This is a genomic window from Bradyrhizobium nitroreducens, assembly GCF_002776695.1.
GTDB lineage: Bacteria > Pseudomonadota > Alphaproteobacteria > Rhizobiales > Xanthobacteraceae > Bradyrhizobium > Bradyrhizobium nitroreducens.
The window spans coordinates 2,653,778-2,672,556 of record NZ_LFJC01000003.1 but is presented as its reverse complement, the minus strand read 5'-3'; the positions used below and the strand labels follow the sequence as shown (position 1 = coordinate 2,672,556).

At 65.0% G+C, this 18,779-nt stretch carries 23 protein-coding genes; 6 read left to right on the top strand and 17 right to left on the bottom strand.

Annotation, left to right across the window (positions count from 1 at the left end; all coding sequences use genetic code 11):
- Window positions 1–57: 57 nt before the first annotated feature.
- From TSA1_RS13145 to TSA1_RS13130, 4 genes are all read right to left on the bottom strand, one after another.
- Window positions 58–1,560, bottom strand: a complete 1,503-nt coding sequence (locus TSA1_RS13145; RefSeq protein WP_100176740.1) for a glycosyltransferase family 39 protein — start codon at window positions 1,558–1,560, stop codon at window positions 58–60.
- Between the two features lie 7 nt (window positions 1,561–1,567).
- On the bottom strand, window positions 1,568–2,701 hold the full coding sequence (locus tag TSA1_RS13140) for a glycosyltransferase family 2 protein (protein ID WP_100176739.1): 1,134 nt from the start codon (window positions 2,699–2,701) through the stop codon (window positions 1,568–1,570).
- 259 nt (window positions 2,702–2,960) lie between these two features.
- Entirely contained in the window at window positions 2,961–3,164 is a 204-nt protein-coding gene (locus TSA1_RS13135) for a hypothetical protein (protein WP_100181105.1), read from the bottom strand.
- Window positions 3,165–3,229: 65 nt separating this feature from the next.
- The gene (locus TSA1_RS13130; RefSeq protein ID WP_100176738.1) at window positions 3,230–3,610 is read right to left on the bottom strand and encodes a hypothetical protein; all 381 of its coding nucleotides are present in this window, start codon (window positions 3,608–3,610) and stop codon (window positions 3,230–3,232) included.
- Window positions 3,611–3,711: 101 nt separating this feature from the next.
- Here TSA1_RS13130 and TSA1_RS13125 point away from each other — a divergent pair, with 101 nt between their 5' ends.
- Window positions 3,712–4,548, top strand: coding sequence for a DUF72 domain-containing protein (locus TSA1_RS13125; protein ID WP_100176737.1), 837 nt, complete (start codon window positions 3,712–3,714; stop codon window positions 4,546–4,548).
- An 8-nt stretch (window positions 4,549–4,556) separates the two neighbouring features.
- The gene (locus TSA1_RS13120; protein WP_100176736.1) at window positions 4,557–5,018 is read left to right on the top strand and encodes a DUF488 domain-containing protein; all 462 of its coding nucleotides are present in this window, start codon (window positions 4,557–4,559) and stop codon (window positions 5,016–5,018) included.
- 115 nt (window positions 5,019–5,133) lie between these two features.
- On the opposite strand, the gene TSA1_RS13115 is transcribed toward TSA1_RS13120, so the two are convergent.
- From TSA1_RS13115 to TSA1_RS13070, 10 genes are all read right to left on the bottom strand, one after another.
- A complete protein-coding gene (locus TSA1_RS13115; protein ID WP_100181104.1) occupies window positions 5,134–6,048 on the bottom strand; it encodes a PhzF family phenazine biosynthesis protein in 915 nt (304 codons plus the stop codon).
- Between the two features lie 122 nt (window positions 6,049–6,170).
- On the bottom strand, window positions 6,171–7,064 hold the full coding sequence (locus TSA1_RS13110) for an amidohydrolase family protein (protein WP_100176735.1): 894 nt from the start codon (window positions 7,062–7,064) through the stop codon (window positions 6,171–6,173).
- 22 nt (window positions 7,065–7,086) lie between these two features.
- Complete coding sequence (locus TSA1_RS13105; protein WP_100176734.1) at window positions 7,087–8,328, bottom strand: MFS transporter; 1,242 nt, start codon at window positions 8,326–8,328, stop codon at window positions 7,087–7,089.
- Between the two features lie 52 nt (window positions 8,329–8,380).
- Window positions 8,381–9,112, bottom strand: coding sequence for a GntR family transcriptional regulator (locus TSA1_RS13100; protein WP_100176733.1), 732 nt, complete (start codon window positions 9,110–9,112; stop codon window positions 8,381–8,383).
- Between the two features lie 134 nt (window positions 9,113–9,246).
- Entirely contained in the window at window positions 9,247–9,474 is a 228-nt protein-coding gene (locus tag TSA1_RS13095; protein ID WP_100176732.1) for a hypothetical protein, read from the bottom strand.
- 144 nt (window positions 9,475–9,618) lie between these two features.
- Entirely contained in the window at window positions 9,619–10,926 is a 1,308-nt protein-coding gene (locus TSA1_RS13090) for an adenylate/guanylate cyclase domain-containing protein (RefSeq protein WP_100176731.1), read from the bottom strand.
- Between the two features lie 107 nt (window positions 10,927–11,033).
- Entirely contained in the window at window positions 11,034–12,215 is a 1,182-nt protein-coding gene (locus TSA1_RS13085) for an ABC transporter permease (protein WP_100176730.1), read from the bottom strand.
- The gene (locus tag TSA1_RS13080) at window positions 12,212–13,144 is read right to left on the bottom strand and encodes an ABC transporter ATP-binding protein (protein ID WP_100176729.1); all 933 of its coding nucleotides are present in this window, start codon (window positions 13,142–13,144) and stop codon (window positions 12,212–12,214) included. The genes TSA1_RS13085 and TSA1_RS13080 overlap by 4 nt, the downstream gene beginning before the upstream one ends.
- A complete protein-coding gene (locus TSA1_RS13075) occupies window positions 13,141–13,926 on the bottom strand; it encodes an HlyD family secretion protein (RefSeq protein WP_100176728.1) in 786 nt (261 codons plus the stop codon). Before TSA1_RS13075 ends, TSA1_RS13080 begins: the two co-directional genes overlap by 4 nt.
- Window positions 13,923–14,609 carry a TetR/AcrR family transcriptional regulator gene (locus TSA1_RS13070; RefSeq protein ID WP_100176727.1) on the bottom strand — a complete coding sequence of 229 codons (687 nt, stop codon included), beginning with the start codon at window positions 14,607–14,609 and terminating at the stop codon, window positions 13,923–13,925. The genes TSA1_RS13075 and TSA1_RS13070 overlap by 4 nt, the downstream gene beginning before the upstream one ends.
- A 99-nt stretch (window positions 14,610–14,708) precedes the next feature.
- Here TSA1_RS13070 and TSA1_RS13065 point away from each other — a divergent pair, with 99 nt between their 5' ends.
- Genes TSA1_RS13065 through TSA1_RS13055 form a run of 3 tightly spaced genes read left to right on the top strand, consistent with a single transcriptional unit; the run spans window position 14,709 to window position 15,931 of the window.
- Window positions 14,709–15,044 carry an ArsR/SmtB family transcription factor gene (locus TSA1_RS13065; protein ID WP_011088398.1) on the top strand — a complete coding sequence of 112 codons (336 nt, stop codon included), beginning with the start codon at window positions 14,709–14,711 and terminating at the stop codon, window positions 15,042–15,044.
- Window positions 15,041–15,505, top strand: coding sequence for an SRPBCC family protein (locus TSA1_RS13060; protein ID WP_100176726.1), 465 nt, complete (start codon window positions 15,041–15,043; stop codon window positions 15,503–15,505). Before TSA1_RS13065 ends, TSA1_RS13060 begins: the two co-directional genes overlap by 4 nt.
- Before the next feature lie 12 nt (window positions 15,506–15,517).
- Window positions 15,518–15,931, top strand: a complete 414-nt coding sequence (locus tag TSA1_RS13055) for a GFA family protein (RefSeq protein WP_100176725.1) — start codon at window positions 15,518–15,520, stop codon at window positions 15,929–15,931.
- A 4-nt stretch (window positions 15,932–15,935) separates the two neighbouring features.
- Here the strand turns inward: TSA1_RS13055 and adhP are convergent, their stop codons facing one another.
- The 3 genes from adhP to TSA1_RS13040 all read right to left on the bottom strand — a co-directional run bounded on the left by adhP (window position 15,936) and on the right by TSA1_RS13040 (window position 17,971).
- The gene (gene adhP, locus TSA1_RS13050) at window positions 15,936–16,961 is read right to left on the bottom strand and encodes an alcohol dehydrogenase AdhP (RefSeq protein ID WP_100176724.1); all 1,026 of its coding nucleotides are present in this window, start codon (window positions 16,959–16,961) and stop codon (window positions 15,936–15,938) included.
- Between the two features lie 145 nt (window positions 16,962–17,106).
- A complete protein-coding gene (locus tag TSA1_RS13045; protein ID WP_100176723.1) occupies window positions 17,107–17,517 on the bottom strand; it encodes a DUF2000 family protein in 411 nt (136 codons plus the stop codon).
- 64 nt (window positions 17,518–17,581) lie between these two features.
- Window positions 17,582–17,971 carry a DUF4189 domain-containing protein gene (locus tag TSA1_RS13040; protein WP_100176722.1) on the bottom strand — a complete coding sequence of 130 codons (390 nt, stop codon included), beginning with the start codon at window positions 17,969–17,971 and terminating at the stop codon, window positions 17,582–17,584.
- A gap of 192 nt (window positions 17,972–18,163) precedes the next feature.
- Here TSA1_RS13040 and TSA1_RS13035 point away from each other — a divergent pair, with 192 nt between their 5' ends.
- Window positions 18,164–18,649, top strand: coding sequence for an avidin/streptavidin family protein (locus TSA1_RS13035; protein ID WP_100176721.1), 486 nt, complete (start codon window positions 18,164–18,166; stop codon window positions 18,647–18,649).
- Window positions 18,650–18,779: the final 130 nt, after the last annotated feature.

Genomic DNA, 18,779 nt, shown 5'->3' with positions numbered 1-18,779 from the left:
CTCTGGGGGTATGGGTCCCTGCGTTCGCAAGGACGACGGCATGGAGAATGAACTCTGCTACCTTGCTTCCGGCGGCGGCGAACGGTCGAGCACGTCGCCCTTGGCATCCTCCAGCAAATCGACGCCGTAGGTCTCGACCACGAGTGGCCCGCGCTTGCGCTGCAATTGCGCGACCTGCGTGACCTTCGCAAAGAGATCATTGAGGGCGGGGTGACCGCCCGCGCGCAGCTCGTCGACATAGAGCAGCTTGCCCGCGAGCAGCTTTGGATCCGGCTCGCCCATGTTGACCCAGCGGATACGCTGGTTCTGCTGCAGCACGCAGGTGCCGCGCGGCAAATAGAAGGCGAGCCAGCCCGTGGTGCCGTAGTCCTGCGCGAGCACGCAGGTCGCACCATGGCGCGCGCGCACGGCTTCGATGTCCGCGGCGAGCTCGCGCCAGCCGACGCCGACGCTGCGCACGGTCGCGTCGCGGCGATAGCCCGACAGCCAGCCGGTGTTGGCCTGCACGATCAGCGCGGCAAACATCACGATGCCCGCGGGCGCGGCCCAGCGCAGGCAGAAATCCACGAGGCGCCGCTGGCGCGGCCTCCACTGCACGAGATTGGCGGCGGCGCCCGCGGCGAGGACGAAGGGCGGATAGACCGGCGCAAACCAATTGGCCTCGACCCGGGCATGCAGCGAATGCCAGACGAAATAGGCGACGATGGTCCAGAACAACGCCTCGATCAGCACGCGCGAGGCCAGCGCGCCGGCGCGCTGCCAGGTCAACGCATGCAACCCCATCGCGCCGAGGATGAAGACCAGCGGGGTCGCGAACGCGATCTGGGTCGGGATCAGCTCGGCGATGAAGACCGGGCGGAAATCCTCGATCCTGGCGCGGCCGAGCTGCTTGGCGAACGAGACCCATTGATGATCCGCATTCCAGAGGATCACCGGCGAGAACAATGCCAGGGCAACGAGGCCGCCGAGATAGGGCCAGGGCGAGAGGAACCAGCGCCGCAGCTTCGGCACGCAGGCGAGCCAGATCAGGATTGCAGCGCCAAAGAACATCGCGGTGTATTTCGACAGCAGCGCCGCGCCGACCGCGGCGCCGACCGCGAGCCACCAGACGCCGCGGCCGGTCTCGAGCACCTTGGCGAGGAAGAACAGCACGAAGCTGGAGGCCACCAGCAGCGGCGCATCCGGCGTCACGATCAGCGTGCCGACGGAGGCCAGCAGCGTCACGTTGAGCAGGATGGCGCTGGTCGCGGCGACACGCACCCCGCCGAACAGGATCGCCGCGGAGCGGTAGATCGCATAGCTCATCGGCAGCGCGAGCAGGATGGAGACGAGGCGGACGCCGAGCTCGGTATCACCGGCGATCATGGTACCGGCACGGATCACATAGGCGACCATCGGCGGATGATCGTAGTAACCGCCCGCCAGGTTCTTCGACCACATCCAGTAATAGGCTTCGTCGAAGGTGATCGGCGTGAAGGCAGCGGCGACCAACCGGAGGGCCACCAGCGCCAGAATCACCAGCGCGGTGTTGCGGACGATCCGCGCGTCAGCTCCGCCCATCTTCAGGCTATTTCTTGCGCCAGACAAACAGGCCCGACATCGCGTAGTTCCACACTACGCCCATCAGCGCACCGGCCATGCCGGCCAGCCACCAGATCGGCTCCTGGTCGTACACCGAGAAGGCGACGCCGACATTGGCAAGCAGACCGACGCTGCACACGATGTAGAAGGCGATCAGGCCGCGCAGCAGCGCAAAGCCCTTCAGCCGCTGGTCGCGATAGGTGAGGAAGTTGTTGAGGACGAAATTGCTGGTCATCGCGACGATGGCGCCGGCGGCCTGCGCCTCCGCGAACGGCGCTTTGAACAGCTGAAGTCCTATGAACAGCGTGGTGAGGTGCACCACGAGGCCGATGCCGCCGACCATCGCGAACAGGACGAAACGCAGCGAGACGATGTCGTTGGTCAGCTTGGCGAGCACGAGGCCGAGGAAATCCAGCGCGACCATGGAATCGAGCTTGCTCTCGCCGTGCTGGCGGGCGCCGAAGGTGTAGGGAATCTCGACGGCCCGCAAGCCGCCATGCGCGGTCGCGACGAGGTCGAGCAGAATCTTGAAGCCGTGCACCGACAGCTTCGGCGCGAGCTCTTCGAAACGGTCGCGGCGGACCATGAAGAAGCCGCTCATGGGATCGGCGATCTCGACCCGCAGCACCTTCCTGGCGACTTCGGTCGCCAGCGCGCTGGCGCCGGCGCGCTGCTTGTTGAAACCTTCGCTCTTGTAGCCCTCGATGTAACGGCTGCCGACCACGAGGTCGGCCTGGTCGCTGGCGAGCAGCAACAGCATCTTCGGCAGCTGCGTCTCGTCGTGCTGGAGGTCGGCGTCGATCACGGCCACGAAGGGCGCGCTCGAGGCCAGGATGCCCTCGATGCAGGCGCCCGACAGGCCGCGGCGGCCGATGCGGCGGATGCAGCGCACGCGGCTGTCGCGCTGCGCCAGCGCACGCACGACGTCCCAGGTGCCGTCCGGGGAATTGTCGTCGACGAACACGACTTCCCAGGCGACGCTGGCCAGCGTCGCCTCCAGGCGCCGGTACAGCACCGTGACGTTGTCGCGCTCGTTGAAGGTCGGAACGATGACCGACAGTTCCGGGCCCTCTTGAGCCTGTGGCGGATGGTCGGAGCCGGGTCTGATCGCTTCATTCATGACGGCAGCGTATATCCGCCGCGTCCGGCGCTGCCAAGTTCTTGCGCTGTCAAGCCGGGGGTTCTGTGGGAAAGGCCCCAAAAGGGGTCCTAAAATGCCAACGACCCCGGAACGGCAGGCCGCGCGTACATCCGGCGCGAGCCCAAGCTATTCCAAGGTCGTCCCAGCGCCGGAGTATTTCTCTCAACGTCGCCGTTAGAAGCTAGATAGGAACGGCAAGTCCCGTCCGCAAGGGGGCGAAAACCGGGATTCTGGTGCCTTATTGGTTCGGCACTTCCCGGATGATCGGCCCCCGGGGCGCGGGCGCGGCGGGGGCAACGGGGGCCGCAGCCGGGGCCGGCTCCACTTTCGCCGGTCTGGGCGGCTTGCCGTACTGGCCGATCGGCCCGAACACGACGGCGACCGCAAGCACGATCGCGGCGACGATCGCGCCCAGAATGCCACCCATCGACTCAGACGCCATGAAACCCATCCCTCATCCAGATGCGCCCCGTGATACCACGGATGCGCGCGGAGCCGGAAGGGCCCCTACTTCGCTGGCGGCCTGTGCTTGACGAAAGCCGACACGATATCCTTCTGCGCAGACTCCACCGCCCTGTTCGCGGTCGCGAGATGGGCGCCGGCATCGATGTTCGGATATTGCGTGGTGAGATAGTCGAGCAGCGCCACCCGGTAATATTGTCGCTCCGACGGACAGGCGCCCGCGACCGAGCGGCCAAAATCCTGTTCCGTCATTCCCTGATTGCTGTCGCGCGAATATTCCCGCGCCAGGCAATGCCAGTAATCGTCGCGGCCCTGCTGGGCGAGCTTCTGCGCGCCTTTCGCGTCGTCATCATCCGCCATGACCGAAGACATCATGGCAGCAGATGTCATCATGACGAGCCCCGCTCCCACCGTCAGCATCCGCATCTTGTTCTCCTTCTTCGCAGATCAGCGCCGAGCTTAGACTCGACGCGAGAACTGGCCAATCACATCTCGTTTGACTAGGATGAAGCCCTCCCTCCCCGTCGATGCGAGATCCTCCCGTGGCCAAAGCAAAAACCGCGTTCAAAAAATCCGGCAACATCTTCATCGGCATCGGCGGCTGGACCTTCGAGCCCTGGCGCGGCGTGTTCTATCCGGAGAAACTCACCCAGGCGAAGGAGCTGTCCTACGCAGCCTCGAAGCTGACCTCGATCGAGATCAACGGCACCTATTACGGTTCGCAGAAGCCGGAGAGCTTTCGCAAATGGGCGAGCGAAGTGCCCGACGGCTTCGTGTTCTCGGTGAAGGGACCGCGCTTCGCCACCAACCGCCGTGTGCTCGCGGAGGCCGGCGATTCCATCAAGCGGTTCTATGATTCCGGCGTGCTGGAACTCGGTGACCGTCTCGGGCCGGTGCTGTGGCAGTTCGCGCCGACGAAGAAGTTCGACGGCGCCGATTTCGGCAAATTCCTCGAGCTGCTGCCGCGCAAGCTCGAGGGACGCGCGCTGCGCCATGTCGTCGAGGTCCGCCACGACAGCTTCTGCACGCCGGACTTCGTGGCACTGATCCGCGAATTCGAGACGCCCGTCGTGTTCGCCGAGCACGGCAAATATCCTGCGATCGCCGACGTCGCCGGCGATTTCGTCTATGCGCGGCTGCAGAAGGGCAATGACGAGATCAAGACGTGCTACCCGCCGAAGCAGCTCGATGCCTGGGCCGATCGCTTCAAGGCCTGGGCTTCTGGCGGTGAACCGGACGACCTGCCGAAAGTTGACAAGGCCAAGCCGAAGAAGGAGCCGCGCGACGTCTTCGCCTACGTCATTCACGAGGGCAAGGTCCGCGCACCGGCCGGCGCCATGGAACTGATTGCGCGGGTCAGCTGAGGCGCCCCATGGCAAAAGCGAAGAAGCTCTTCACCATCGGCTATGAGCAGACGCCGCCCAAGGCGGTGCTGGACGAGCTGGAGCAGGCCGGCGTCAAGCTCGTGGTCGACGTGCGCGCGGTGACGTCGTCGCGCCGGCCGGGCTTTTCCAAGAAGCAGCTGGCGGCGGGGCTCGACGAACGCGGCATCGCCTATGTCCATCTCGCCGCGCTCGGCACGCCGAAGGAAGGCCGCCTCGCCGCACGCAGCGGGCAGTATGATTTGCTGGAGAAGATCTTCTCAAAACACCTGAAGGCACCCGAGGCCAGGGAAGCGATGGACGAGCTCTCGGCGCTGGTGAAGAAGGCCGGCCCGGTGTGCCTGCTCTGCTACGAGCGCGACCACACCCATTGCCATCGCCAGATGATCGCAGAGATCATCGAGGAGCGCGATGGTGTGACGGTGAAGAATTTGGCGGGACGGCAGGTGTAGTCCTCTGTCATTCCGGGGCGCGCCTCTTGGCGCGAGCCCGGAATCCATTCATCCACCGTCTCTGCTGCCTGATGGATTCCGGGCTCAGCGCTTTGCGCTGCCCCGGAATGACAACTCACTCCTCCCCCGCCAGCCGAAACGTCCCCTCCATCATCTGCACGCAGCTGCCACCGACATGGGCGGAGACGACCTTGCCGCCCTGCTTGTGCACGCGCGTCGAAAGGATGCTCGGCCGGCCCATGTCAAAGCCCTGGCCGACGGTCAGCTTGAGCTCGCCGTCACGCGCGGGATCGAGATCGGCGAACAGCGCAGCGGCGGCAACCGTGGCGCTGCCGGTGGCGGGGTCCTCGACGAGACCGCTGGCACCGCGCATGAACATTCGCGCCTGGCGCTCGCAAGGCGCCTCCGCCGCGGGCACGTCGCGCGTATAGAACCACACCGAGCGGGCGCCGTCGCGCGGCAAGACCTTACCGTAGGCCGCCGCATCCGGCCGCGCGCGCTTCAGCGCCTCGCGCGAATGCAGCTCCATCACCAGAAACGCGTTTCCGACGGTGACGATTTGCGGTTCGTGATTGTCCGTCCTGATGTCGCCCGCACCGAGCGAGATGCAGCTCGCGGCTTCGGCAGCCGAGAGACGTGAGAGCCGCTCCAGCGGCTGCGGCGCGGTGAGCTCGGTTCTGATCACCCGGCCCTGCTCTCTGACGATCTCGACCGGCACGAGCCCAGCCTTCTCCTCGAACAGCAGACGCGGCTTCCCCTCCTTCGCCATCGAGGCAAGCACGAAGGCGGTGCCGACATTGGGATGGCCCGCAAAGCCAATCTCTTGCACCGGCGTGAAGATGCGCACCTGCGCATCATGGGCCTTGTCGCGCGGCGGCAGCACGAAGGTGGTCTCGGAATAGTTGAACTCGGTGGCGATCGCCTGCATCTGCTTGGTCGAAAGCCCGCCGGCATCGAGCACCACGGCGAGCTGATTGCCGCCGAAGGCGCGATCGGTGAACACGTCGACGGTGATGTAGCGGCGCTGCATCGTCACTTCCCCATGCAAGTCGCGGCCGATAGCCGGCCGCATCTCCGGCAGTCTACAAGCCGGAGACATCGCTCGTCATGCCCCTAAATTGAGTGCAATCGGAGCAATCGCGGAAGATGACTTCAGACGCGAAAGAGCTGACGGGGCGAGGCGAGCACTTGCGCGCGCTCGCGCTCATCGACGATCAGCGCATCGAGAAATTCCCGGTTCTTCGCGTAAGTCTGGGTCGCCTCGAACTGCGTGTGCGGCCAGTCGCTACCCCACAACAGGCGATCGAGACCGTAGGCGTTGCGCAGCAGCGGATAGGCTTGCTTCGCGAAATCTTCGCCCGCCGCACCGTTGCGATACGGCGCCGAGATCTTGACCCAGACGCTTCTCGTCGCGCCCAGCTTCAGCACCGACTGGAAACCGGCGTCGGCGATACCGAGCTTCGGATCGGGTAGCGTATAGTGATCGAGCACTGGGGTGACGCCGTGATCGAGCAGTTGCGGCGCCAGCAGGGCGATATCCGCCGCGTTGCGCTGGATCTCGACCTGCCAGCCCATCGCCTTCACCTGCCCGAGCAACGCCTTCCACTCGCTGGCGGCGAGATCGGGCACGGGCCGGCCGACGAGATTGAGGCGAATACCGACGACGCCGGCGCGATCGAGTTCGCGCAGCTCGTCTGCAGATACCGCGAGATCGACCACGGCGATGCCGCGCAGGCGGCCATTGGCCTGCTTCAGGCACTCGACCAGGTAGGAATTGTCGGTGCCGAGAAAGCTCGGCTGCACCAGCACACCATGGCTCATGCCGCCCCGATCGAGCTGCTCCAGATAAAGCGCCAGCGGCGCATCGTAGTCGGGCGCATAGCGCCGGCCCGGTGCGAGCTTGAGACCGCGGTGAAACACGTGGGCGTGAGTGTCGATAACAGGCAAGGCCGCCTCACTCCTGGCTGTGGTCGCGGCCACCGTGACGAGGGACGCGAGACTTGCGCCGAACTGGCGGCGCGTGAGGCCGCGCTTTGCGAATGTCATGGTTGATGCTCCCCATCCGTCGTCAGGCGCGCGTCGCCGCAGTCTGTTCAAAGACCTTGCCGCGGGTTTCGGGCAGCAGCAGCACTGCGATCAGGACCAGCGAATAGGCGAAGGCCGCATCGATGCCGATCGCAGGTCCAAGCCCGATGCGATCACTGAGGAATCCGACCAGGAACGGGAACGCGGCGGAGACGATGCGGCCGAAATTGTAGCAAAAGCCGACACCGGTGCCGCGCACGCCAGCCGGATAGAGCTCGCTGAACAGCGCCGCCATGCTGGCAGGAATGCCGGCGGAGAAAAAGCCGAGCGGAAAGCCGAGCACCAGCATCTGCCCATCTGTCAGCGGCGCGAAAATGTAGATGAGCACTGTGACGATGCAGGCGGTGGCAAAGAACGCGACGTTGGCCCGGCGCCCGATGCGATCGCTGATGATGCCGCTCGTCACGCAGCCGCAGAAGAAGGCGACGATGATGACGGCGAGATAGCCGCTGGAGCCCAGCACCGACAGATGCCGCACTTCGCGCAAGTAGGTCGGCAGGAAAGTGGTGAGCGCGGCGTAGCCGCCGTGGGCGCCGATGCCGAACAGGCCGCCGATCAAGGTCGAGCGCAGCACATCGCGATGGAAGATGCCGGAGAGGGTGGCGAAGAACGGCGTGGCCTCGGCGGCGACCGCGCGCGGCGGCTCCTTCAATCCGCGGCGGATGAAGATGATGAGCAGCGCGGGCAGCAGACCGAGTGCGAACAGGAGCCGCCAACCGATGTCGACCGGCGCATAGGTGAAGACCAGCGCCGAGAGCAGCACCGCTGCGCCCCAGCCCACCGCCCAGGCGCTCTGCACCGAGCCGAGTGCCTTGCCGCGATGCTCGGGCCGGATGATCTCGGCCATCAGCACCGCGCCGCAGGCCCATTCGGCGCCGAAGCCGAGGCCCTGAATCGCCTTCAGAACCACGAGCTGGGTGTAGGTCATGGCGAAGGCGCAGGCGAAAGTCGCGAGCGCAAACGTGGCCACCGTGATCTGGAGTGCCTTGACGCGGCCGAAGCGGTCGCCGAGCGCGCCGCCGAACCAGCCACCGAACGCGCCGAAGAACAGCGTGACTGAGCCGAGCAGACCGGCATCGGCCTTGCTGATGCCGAAGGCCGCGATCAGCGCGGGGATGGCGAGGCTGAACATCTGGACGTCGAGCGCATCCAATGCCCAGCCGCCAAAGCTTGCCCAGAACGTGCGCCGCTCCAGCGGCGAGCTTTCGCTGTACCAGTTCGACATGTTTCCCCCCCCTGTACTTTTTTGCTTGATTTGTTGGTGAGAGCGGCTGCTCTCACCGGATTTCGGCGTGATAGCGGAAGCGGTCCGCCGGCCCGCGCGAGCGGCGCCATTCGATGGGCCGCCGCTCGAGATCGAGCGCGAGGCGCTCGATCACGATCAGCGGTGCGTGGGCTTCGAGCCTGAGCAGGCGCGCCTGCATCTCGTTGGCGGTCTCGACCGTCAGGATTTCCTCGGCAGAGACCACGACCTCGCCGCAGCGCTCCTCGTAGAGCGGATACAGGAGGTCGCCGAATTCGGACGTCTCGATCTCCAGGATCGGCCCGAAGCGCGACTGCTGCAGCCAGATCTCCTCGGCGAGCAGCGGCACATCATCGATCAGGCGCAGGCGCGACAGGCTGATCACGGGTTCACCGACCGGGATGCGGAGCGCGGATGCAATGGCGGAGGTCGCAGCGATGCTCTTGCGGCGGATGATGCGGCTCTTCGGCACGCGCCGCTCGCCGCTCTCGGACTGGAAGCGAAAGAAGCGGAACAGCGAGGAATTGAAGCGCGCGCGGCGCACGAAGGTGCCGCGGCCCTGCTGCCGCTCCAGCACGTTGTCGCTGACAAGCTGGTCGATCGCCTTGCGCACGGTGCCGATGGCGACGCCGTAATGCGCACCGAGCTCGGCCTCCGATGGGATCGGCTCCCCCGGCCGCCATTCGTTGCGGTTGATCCGCGCGGCGAGGTCGTCGCGCAGACGCTGGTAGCGTGGCAGGCGGTCGTCGAGGGGCGCTGGATTCATATAGTCATATAGATGACTAGATGAGAGGGGAGTCAAGCGCTACTAAAATACCCCTGCGGCCAGTTCCCCGCCGTCAGTGTTCGCAGCGCCGGCTGGCAGACCACACACCAGCCCGGCATCGTCTGTCGCGCTCGTCAGTAGGCGTAGGCGTACGGGTCCGAGTCCCCCGTGTTCGGCAGACACGGTGGCTGCGTATAAGGCGCAGAGGCATACGCGCCTTCCGCCGGAGCCCTGACACAGGTGTCGGTCATCGCTTGAGTGACGGCGGCGCGCGGCGGGGCAGCGTGGCGCATCGTTGCGGCCTGGGTCTGGGTGGCGGCTGCAGCGATCAGGGCGGCTGCAACGAGGATCAATCGGGTCATTGGCTTTCTCCGGGTGACACGTGAAAGCCGAGACATTCGGCTTCCACAGTGCAGGACCCGAAAGCTAGCAGGGATATGTCATCGCGCGTCTTCAACGCAGCGCGACGGCGCTTCAACGAACCGCGACTCTCGCGTGAAGGCGCGCTACCCCAATTGAAACACCGCCACCTTCCGCTCATAACCGCGCACGGCGACCTCTCCGAGCGCGACGGCGTCGCTGCCGGCCTCGCCCAGCGCCTCGCGCACGGTCGCCGAAATCAGCAGCTGCGAGCCGAACTCCTTGTTCAGCGCTTCCAGGCGCGAGGCGAAGTTCACGGTGTCGCCGATGACGGTGTATTCCTTGCGCCGGGGCGAGCCGATGTTGCCGGCGACCACCTCGCCGAAATGGATGCCGATGCCGATGCGCAGCGGCCAGCTCGTCTGCGCGTTGATGCGGTCCATCGCACGCAGCATCTCACGGCCCGCGGCAACCGCGCGCTGCGCAGCGTCGGAGGCCTCCAGCGGGGCGCCGAACAGTGCGAGAAAACCATCGCCCAGAAACTTGTTCACGATGCCGCCCTGGCGGTCGAGAATGTCCACCAGCACCGCGAAGGCGCCGTCGAGCCGATCGACCACCTCCTGCGGGGTGCGCGACTGCGCCCCCGCCGTGAAGCCGCGGAAATCGACGAACATCACCGCGACGCGGCGGACGTCGCCGCCTCCGCCGGCGCCCGCCGCGATCAGTTGCTCCACGACCTGCGGAGAGACATGCTGGCCGAACAGGTTCGTCACCCTGTCGCGCGCGGTCGCCGCCGCGATACTCGCGGCGAACTGGCGGCGCAGTTGCGCGCCGACGGAGCCGGCGAGCACGCCACAGATCAGGATGACGACGCTGCGCACCGCGTGAAAATAGATCAGGGGATCGCCGGCTTCGTCGGCCGAATTGTAGTACAGCGCGACGGACAGAAGCCCGGCTGCAGCCACGAAACCGGTGAATGCAGAGAGCCAGAAATCCAGTCGCAGGGTCGAGAGGATGATGAAGATGAAGTACATCAGCGGCACGGCGAAGCCGAGAGCCTGGCTCGGGCCCATGGTGCGGGTTTGCAGGATGAGGATCAAAGTCGGCACCGACGTCTCGATCAGCGTGCCGATGTAGCGTCTGATCACCGGCACATCGCGATCGAGCCGGAGATTCTTCCTGATCTGGGTGTGGACCCAGACCTCGAACAGGATAAAGCCGCCGAGGAGGCCGTAGACCTCGACCAGCCCCTCCGTCCCCCGCCACACCCGGTTCACCACGCTGGGGTCGATCAGATAGATCGCGGTGAGCAGCACCATCATGATGCAGCCCGTCATGATCAGCGCCCGCACCCGCAAAAGCTCGGTGCGCAGCACTTCCCGCGTCAGCTCGCGCTCGAAATCCTCCGACAGCACGGCGTGGTGCCGTGTCCTTCTGCTCGCAAACCTGACCATCCTGCCCCCTTGTCATTCCGGGGCGCGGCGAAGCCGCGAACCCGGAATCTCGAGATTCCGGGTTCGATGCTAGCGCATCGCCCGGAATGACATCGAGACAGTTTGCCTCAATCCAGCGTGCGGCGGAAGCGCGTCACGGCGATGGTCATGGCCAGCAGCATCAGGGCCGCCAGCGCCAGCGTGTCGAAACGAAGATTCTGCATGCTAGCCCCCTTCAGCATGATGGCGCGGACGATGCGCAGATAATGGGTCAGGGGCAGGCATTCGCCGACATATTGCGCCCAGGTCGGCATGCCCGCGAACGGGAACATGAAGCCGGACAGCAGAATGCTCGGCAGGAAAAACATCATCGACATCTGCATGGCCTGGAGCTGGTTCTGCACAACCGTCGAGATGGTGTAGCCGATCGACAAATTGGTGGTGATGAACAGAGTCGAGAGCAGCGCCAGCAGGAACAGATTGCCGAGCACGGGGACGCCGAACAGGCCGACCCCGATGCTGATGATGAGGAAGGCCTGGAGGAAGCCGACCAGCACGTAAGGCACGATCTTGCCGAACATCACCTCCACCGGTTTGATCGGCATCGAGAGCAGGCTCTCCATGGTGCCGCGCTCGACCTCGCGCGTGACCGACAGCGCGGTGAAGATCAGCATGGTCATGGTGAGGATGGTGCCGACGAGGCCCGGCACGATGTTGAGGCTGGAGCTCGCTGCCGGATTATAGCGGGCATGCGCGCGGATCTCGAACGGCATCTCCGGGGGATCACCGATATAGAGATCGTGCTTGAGCGCAGTCTGCACGATCATGCCGAGCGAGCCCATCGCTGCGCTCGCCGCCACCGGATCGGTCGCATCGGCCGCCACCAGCAGCGCCGGCTTGTCGCCGCGCCGCACCGCGCGCTCGAATCCGCGCGGAATCTCGACGCCGAACAGCACCTTGCCGGATTTCAGGAGATTGTCGAAATCATCGACGTCGTGCACCTCATAGAGGAAGCGGAAATAGGCGGTGTTCTCCAGCGCCTTCAGGATCGAGCGGGCGAGATCGGAATCCTCCTGGAGCAGCACGGCGCTCGGCAGATGGTGCGGCGTGGTGTTGATGGCATAGCCGAACAGCATGAGCTGCATCACCGGCAGCATCACGATCATCGCGAACGACACGCGATCGCGCTTGAGCTGGATGAACTCCTTGATCAGCATCGCATAGGAGCGCCGCAGGAAGCCGAAGCGTTCGCGGATCGCGTGGACCGGGGCTGGGCCTTGGGCTGGCGCCGGGCGATCGACGGCACTCATTGGAAGTTGTCCTTGGAGCGCCCCATCAGCTCGATGAACACGTCTTCCAGCGAGGGCGACGATTGCTGCCAGCGCAAGCCGCTTTTCTGCCGCCACGGCGCGATGCTGGCTTCGAGCGCCGCAACGTCGCGGCCGGAGACGTGCAGCGAAGTGCCGAACGGCGCGACCATGTCGACCCCGGGCTTGCCGGTGAGCTCGGATGTGAGGCCGTTGAGGTCATCGCCCGTCACGGTGTAGGTCGTCAGCGCGGATTTCGCGATCACCTCCTCCACGGTGCCGCGCGCCAGCAGATGGCCGTAGGCGATATAGGCGATCTCGTGACAGCGCTCGGCTTCGTCCATGTAATGGGTGGACACCAGTACGGTGAGGCCCTCGGCGGCGAGCGCATGGATCTCGTTCCAGAAGTCACGTCGCGCCTTGGGATCGACGCCGGCGGTGGGCTCGTCCAGCAGCAGCAATTGCGGATTGGGCAGCGTGCAGGCGCCCAGCGCCAGCCGCTGCTTCCAGCCGCCCGAGAGCTCGCCCGCGAGCTGCTCCTCGCGCCCGGAGAGTCCGAGCCGCCTGATCATCTCGCGCGCGGCCCCCCGCGCGTCGGCCAGACCATAGAGCCGCGCGACGAATTCGAGGTTCTCGCGCACGGAGAGATCCTGGTACAGGCTGAAGCGCTGCGTCATATAGCCGACCTGGCGCTTGATCTTCTCCGAGTCGCGCCGGATGTCGTAGCCGAGGCAGGTGCCTTCGCCGCTATCGGGCGTGAGCAGCCCGCAGAGGATGCGGATGGTCGTGGTCTTGCCCGAACCGTTGGGCCCGAGGAAGCCGTAGATCGAGCCGCGCCTCACCTGCATCGACAGATCGTGCACGACCTCGCGGCCGCCGAACGATTTGCTCAGGCCCTTGACGTCGATCGCGATGCCGTTGCCGCCGTTCATCGCTTGTCCGCCACCGGGGTCTTTGGATTGAGATAGACGTCGATCGGCTGTCCGACCCGCAGCGCGTCGGGGCGCGACGGCCGCGCCTGTATCAGATAGACCAGCTTGTTGCGCTCATCGAGGCTGTAGATGACCGGCGGGGTGTATTCGGCCGAGGTCGCGATGAAGTAGATCTTTGCGGTGAGATCGGCCGCGCAATTGTCGCAGGAGATACGCACCGTATCGCCGATCGAAAGCTTGGGCAGCGCGGTCTCCGGCACGAAGAAACGCAGCTTCATGTTGCCGGGCGGCATGATCGACAGCACCGGCCGCTGCGCCGCCACCATCTCGCCCTCGCGGAAATAGATCTGCTGAATGGTGCCGGCAACGGGCGCAAAGCCCTTGCGCCGCGCCATGCGCGTCTCCGACGTCGCCACCCGCGCTTCCGCAACGCGCAGGGCGGACACCGCGGAATCGAGATTGGCCTGGGTACCGGAGCCGGTCTTGCTCAGCGAGGCCGCGCGATCATAGGTCTGCTGCGCATTCGCCAGCGTCGCCTTGTTCTGGTTGAGATCGGCAAGCTGAAGGTCGTCGTCGACGGAATAGAGCTGGTCGCCGACCTTGACGTCATCGCCCTCGCGCACAGTGAGCTTCGTCACCCGGCCCGCTTCATCGGGGCTGACATAGATCATGTCGGCCTCGACCCAGCCCTGGAAGCCGGGATCGCGCTTCTCCTTGCACCCGGCAACGACGGTTGCGAGGACGACCAATGCAAATGCCGCAAGTAAGCGTGACGACGTCATGTCGTCCTCCGTTCGCCAAAAATCAAATCGAGATGAACGCGCAGCATGTCCTGCGCATCGAGCGGCGCATGCCGCGCAAACAGGCTCTGCCAGATCACCGCGATCATCGCGGGCGCGACCAGGATCTGCGGATAGCGCGCGAGATCCTTCTCACGGATCTCGCCACGGGCGATGCCGAGCTCGATCAGCCCACGCATGGCGGCGATGCCGCGCGAGACGACCTCGCGGTAGTAAAAGTCGGCGACGGCCGGAAAACGCGGCCCCTCTGCCACGATCAGGCGCACCAGATCGCCGCGCCTGGTGCCGATGACCTCTTTCAGGAAGTTGCCGGCAAAGCCCTCGATGAGGTCGCGAACGGAGCCGGTCGGCGGAGGCAGCGCGGTCAGCCGCGCCACGACCGGCACGATCACGACGCGCACCAGCTCCTCGAACATCGATTCCTTGTCCTTGAAGTGCAGGTAGATCGTGCCCTTGGCGACGCCCGCGCGCTTGGCGATGTCGTCGAGGCGCGTGGCGGCAAAGCCGCGGGCGATGAACTCCTCCATCGCTGCCTCCACGATCGCCGCGCGCCGCTCCAACGCGCGTGACGCACGGTTCGACGCGGGCATCTCTCCGCCGGCCGCGGGCGCATGCCCTCCACTCTCTGCAGACAGCTTGGCAGATCTGGTCGACTTCTTCGTCATATTCGATATATGACTGACTAGTCAGTCATCGTCAAGACAGCCCTCCAGACTCGATAAATTAGTATTTACTAATGAATTAGTATCTGCTAATTAGTCGGCATGATCGAAGCTGCTCCAAACCCCGTCACCACCGTCATGCGTGCCCTCGCCGACCCGACGCGCCGGGCCGTGTTCGAGCGCGTGTTCGAGAGCAAGGAGATCAGCGTCGCCGAACTGACACGGGGCAGCGGCGTGACCCAGGGCGCGATCTCGCAGCATCTGAAGTCCCTCAAGCAGGCCGGCCTCGTCGCCGAGCGCGCCGAGGGCCGCAACGTCTACTACCGCGCCGCGCCGCAAGGGCTCGAGCCCCTGGTCACCTGGATGGACCATTACGGCGTGTTCTGGCGCGAGCGCTTCCAGAACCTGCGTGACCTCTTGAAGGAGATCGATCCGTGAGTGCAGTTGCTTCCAAAGTCCAAACTCAGAACATCGTCATCGACGAGGTCTTCCCTCATGCCGTCGCGACGGTCTGGAAGGCGCTGACCAGCGCCGAGCTGATCGCGCGCTGGCTGATGCCGCCGACCGGCTTCGAGGCCGTCGAAGGCAACACCTTCACGTTCAAGACCAATCCGGCGGGCGTGTGGGACGGCACGATCCACTGCCGCGTTCTGGAGGTCGTGCCGAACCAGCGCTTCGCCTATGCCTGGAAGGGCGGCGACGAAAGCAACTCCGGCTACGGCTCGGCGCTCGACACCGTCGTCACCTGGTCCCTCACCCCGGTCGAAGCAGGCACGCGCGTGCGCGTGGTGCATTCGGGCTTCGTGACGCCGAAGAACGACACGGCTTATCGCAACATGAGCGACGGTTGGGTCAAGGTGCTGCAGCGGCTCGATACCATCGCCGGCGAAGAGAGCTGAGGACGCATCGCGATGAACAAGCCCTATGCCGGCGGCTGCGCCTGCGGCGCGATCCGCTATTCGATTCCGGGTGAGCCCCTGTTCAGCAATCATTGTCAGTGCCGCGACTGTCAGCGGGAAAGCGGCAGTGGCCACGGCTCCTACGCGACGTTCGCGCGGGCCGGCGTCATGGTCACTGGCGAGGCCAAGCACTGGGACATGGTCGGCGACAGCGGCAATGTGAAGACGCGCGGCTTCTGCCCGCGGTGCGGCGTCGCGGTCTACATGACCTTCGCGGCCATGCCCGACATCTTCACCATCCGCGCCGCAAGCCTCGACGAGCCCGCGCGCTACAAGCCGCAGGCTGTCACCTACGCGGCGCGCGGTCACGGCTGGGATCACCTCGATCCCGATCTGGTAAAGTTCGAAGGCATGCCGCCCGGATGAGGCGCTAGCCGAAATCGAGCACCATCCGGCCGTCGATCTTGCCGGCCTTCATGCGGTCGAAGACGTTGTTGATCTCCGCAAGCGGCACCTTCGCGACTTCGGCCTTCACCTTGCCGTCTGCCGCGAAGGCGATGGCTTCGTCGAGGTCGCGACGCGTGCCAACGATCGAGCCACGCACCGTGATGCGCTTGAGCACGACGTCGAAGATCGGCGTCGGGAATTCGCCCGGCGGCAGACCGACGAGGCTGACGGTGCCTTTCCGGCGCACCATTTTCAGCGCCTGGGCGAATGCCGGGGTCGAGACGGCCGTCACCAGCACGCCATGAGCGCCGCCACCGGTTGCGGCCAGCACCTTGTCGACCGCATCGGCTGCAAGCGCGTTCACGGCGAGATCGGCGCCAGTCTCGCGGGCGAGCTCGAGCTTATCCTCGGCGATATCGACAGCCACGACCTTGAGCCCCATCGCCTTGGCATACTGAACCGCGACGTGGCCGAGCCCGCCAACGCCTGAGATCACGACCCACTCGCCGGGCCTGGCCTCGGTCTCCTTCAAGCCCTTGTAGGTGGTGACTCCGGCGCACAGGATCGGAGCGATGGCTGCGAAATCGACGTTCGCCGGCAGCTTCGCGGCGAAGGCCGCCGAGGCGATGACATATTCGGCGAAGCCGCCGTTCACGCTGTAGCCGGTGTTGTGCTGGTGCTCACACAACGTCTCCCAGCCGGTCTCGCAATATTCGCACGACATACAGGCGTCATGCAGCCAAGCGACGCCGACGGCATCTCCCACTTTCAGATTCTTCACGCCGGGCCCGAGCGCCGCGACGATGCCCGCGGCCTCGTGGCCGGGAATGAAAGGCGGAACCGGCTTCACCGGCCAGTCGCCGGAGGCTGCATGCAGATCGGTGTGACAGACACCGCAGGCCTTGACCTTGACCAGAACCTCGCCAGGACCGGGCTGCGGCACCGGCACGTCCTCGATCACCAGTGGCTTGCCGAACTGCTTGACGATTGCGGCTTTCATGGTCGGCATCTGTCTGCTCCGTCTAGATTGCGGAAACAGACTAGCGGCGACGGGCGATACGCCTTTGATTGGAGTCAAACCGCACAAAGTTTACGCAAAGCGCTCGCGCGATCGTGACATGGAGATGACAGCACGGCGAAGCGCGACTGGCGTGTCAGCCGTGGAACTTGAGGCCGTCGACGATCTTGTCGATCACCTTGCGCTCGGCGCGGACAGCAATGCCGACGAGATTGAGATCGGCGCGCGCAACCGCCCTCACCGCCTCGCGGTTGGCGGCATCATGCGTGGTCTTGAACATGTCCTCGGTGTAGACCGCCGGCTTCACGTTGCGCGTCAGCGCGCGGTCGAGCGCGCGCGACAAGGCAGGACCGTCGGCGCCGTAGATCAGGATCGGCTGGCCGATCAGCGCGTGATATGAGGTGCCCGAGGCGTCCCCATAGGGATCGCCGATGCATTCGGGAAACGCAGCCGCGATGCCGCTGGTGAGAAAGGCCGCAACGTTGAGCTTCTGCCAGGCCTGAAGGTCGGTGCGGATCACGATGGCGATCTTGGTGTCGAATTGCATGTAACTCCCTCGATTGTCATTCCGGGGTCGCGCTGTCGCGCGCCCCGGAATGACAATATAGAAATCAGCCCTTCGCGTCGCAGGCCCAGGCGCGGATCACGCATTCCTTGCCGCCGTATCTGTAGCATTCGCGCGTGGCGGCGTTGAGCGAGGCGGAAATCTTCGGCTTGACGGCGTAGCCATAGGCGCCGCAGGGATTGGCGAGGTCGACCGACATGGCGGCGCAGGCGCGCTTCATCGTCACGGTGGTGCAATCGCCCTTGCACTGCTTCTGCGCCGCGGCGCGCGCCTCGTGCTCGTGGCCATAATCGAAGGCCTGGCCATAAGCGCCGCATTTGCCGACCGCAAACGCGCCGGCGGCATGGGCTTCGGTGATGTAGCGGGCGCCGGAAACACAAATGGACAGCGCAAAGAAAAACATCGCGCAACGGCGCGCGACGACGTTCGAAACCATGGAAAATCCCCTCCCCCCAAGGCAGGTCGGGAGGAACTCTAAGCGGCGGTCGTTTCCAGATGGTGAATGGGTGGTTGAAAAGCCGGATTGACGAATGAGTGACTTCATACATCTTTTAGTTGTATTTTTGAATCGCGTTATTTAAGGTGGTTGCGGCTGGAAGCGCCAGCACAGGGGCCCGGAGGAACCGCCATGCATCGAACCAACGGAATGCTCTTTGGAATCATCCTGTCGACGTGCCTGATCGGATCGGCGCATGCGCAGTCGGTGAACTGGACCTGGACCAACCAGTACGGCTCGACGCTGGCCATCACCAGCTTCAACCAGAACACGGGCGCGATCGCGGGGACCTACACCAACAACGCGGCGAACAGTTGCGATGAGGGCAAGCCACAGGGCGTGACGGGCTGGCTGGCCTACGGCAACTCCGGCACCGCGATCAGCTTCTCGGTGAATTTCCTCGGCTGCGGCTCGACCACCGTCTGGACCGGACAGCTCAATAACTCGTCTGGATTCCAGGGCCTGTGGTATCTGTCCCTCGGCGAGGCCGTCGCATGGAACGGCATCAGCGCGGGCGCCGACACCTTCACGTTCAACAGCGGCGACAAGGCCCTGCTGACGAAGGGCGGCGTTGACCTGAAGGCCGCCACCGAAAAGCTGTCGAACACGAAGAAGTAGGCGAGCGGCGAAGGTGGTGCGGTGGATGAGCTCGCGGCTGCGCGAAGCGCAGTCCGCACCGCATCATCCACCACCTTCGCTCGGCAAACGCGAAGACATGGTGGGTTACGTCCTGCGCCTGCGCTTCGTG

What these genes read in the sequence shown, in the direction of transcription:
- TSA1_RS13145 (WP_100176740.1), bottom strand. Translation starts at nt 1,560, where the DNA reads ATGGGCGGAGCTGACGCGCGGATCGTCCGCAACACCGCGCTGGTGATT.
- TSA1_RS13140 (WP_100176739.1), bottom strand. Translation starts at nt 2,701, where the DNA reads ATGAATGAAGCGATCAGACCCGGCTCCGACCATCCGCCACAGGCTCAA.
- TSA1_RS13135 (WP_100181105.1), bottom strand. Translation starts at nt 3,164, where the DNA reads ATGGCGTCTGAGTCGATGGGTGGCATTCTGGGCGCGATCGTCGCCGCG.
- TSA1_RS13130 (WP_100176738.1), bottom strand. Translation starts at nt 3,610, where the DNA reads ATGCGGATGCTGACGGTGGGAGCGGGGCTCGTCATGATGACATCTGCT.
- TSA1_RS13125 (WP_100176737.1), top strand. Translation starts at nt 3,712, where the DNA reads ATGCGAGATCCTCCCGTGGCCAAAGCAAAAACCGCGTTCAAAAAATCC.
- TSA1_RS13120 (WP_100176736.1), top strand. Translation starts at nt 4,557, where the DNA reads ATGGCAAAAGCGAAGAAGCTCTTCACCATCGGCTATGAGCAGACGCCG.
- TSA1_RS13115 (WP_100181104.1), bottom strand. Translation starts at nt 6,048, where the DNA reads ATGCAGCGCCGCTACATCACCGTCGACGTGTTCACCGATCGCGCCTTC.
- TSA1_RS13110 (WP_100176735.1), bottom strand. Translation starts at nt 7,064, where the DNA reads ATGACATTCGCAAAGCGCGGCCTCACGCGCCGCCAGTTCGGCGCAAGT.
- TSA1_RS13105 (WP_100176734.1), bottom strand. Translation starts at nt 8,328, where the DNA reads ATGTCGAACTGGTACAGCGAAAGCTCGCCGCTGGAGCGGCGCACGTTC.
- TSA1_RS13100 (WP_100176733.1), bottom strand. Translation starts at nt 9,112, where the DNA reads ATGAATCCAGCGCCCCTCGACGACCGCCTGCCACGCTACCAGCGTCTG.
- TSA1_RS13095 (WP_100176732.1), bottom strand. Translation starts at nt 9,474, where the DNA reads ATGACCCGATTGATCCTCGTTGCAGCCGCCCTGATCGCTGCAGCCGCC.
- TSA1_RS13090 (WP_100176731.1), bottom strand. Translation starts at nt 10,926, where the DNA reads ATGGTCAGGTTTGCGAGCAGAAGGACACGGCACCACGCCGTGCTGTCG.
- TSA1_RS13085 (WP_100176730.1), bottom strand. Translation starts at nt 12,215, where the DNA reads ATGAGTGCCGTCGATCGCCCGGCGCCAGCCCAAGGCCCAGCCCCGGTC.
- TSA1_RS13080 (WP_100176729.1), bottom strand. Translation starts at nt 13,144, where the DNA reads ATGAACGGCGGCAACGGCATCGCGATCGACGTCAAGGGCCTGAGCAAA.
- TSA1_RS13075 (WP_100176728.1), bottom strand. Translation starts at nt 13,926, where the DNA reads ATGACGTCGTCACGCTTACTTGCGGCATTTGCATTGGTCGTCCTCGCA.
- TSA1_RS13070 (WP_100176727.1), bottom strand. Translation starts at nt 14,609, where the DNA reads ATGACGAAGAAGTCGACCAGATCTGCCAAGCTGTCTGCAGAGAGTGGA.
- TSA1_RS13065 (WP_011088398.1), top strand. Translation starts at nt 14,709, where the DNA reads ATGATCGAAGCTGCTCCAAACCCCGTCACCACCGTCATGCGTGCCCTC.
- TSA1_RS13055 (WP_100176725.1), top strand. Translation starts at nt 15,518, where the DNA reads ATGAACAAGCCCTATGCCGGCGGCTGCGCCTGCGGCGCGATCCGCTAT.
- adhP (WP_100176724.1), bottom strand. Translation starts at nt 16,961, where the DNA reads ATGCCGACCATGAAAGCCGCAATCGTCAAGCAGTTCGGCAAGCCACTG.
- TSA1_RS13045 (WP_100176723.1), bottom strand. Translation starts at nt 17,517, where the DNA reads ATGCAATTCGACACCAAGATCGCCATCGTGATCCGCACCGACCTTCAG.
- TSA1_RS13040 (WP_100176722.1), bottom strand. Translation starts at nt 17,971, where the DNA reads ATGGTTTCGAACGTCGTCGCGCGCCGTTGCGCGATGTTTTTCTTTGCG.
- TSA1_RS13035 (WP_100176721.1), top strand. Translation starts at nt 18,164, where the DNA reads ATGCATCGAACCAACGGAATGCTCTTTGGAATCATCCTGTCGACGTGC.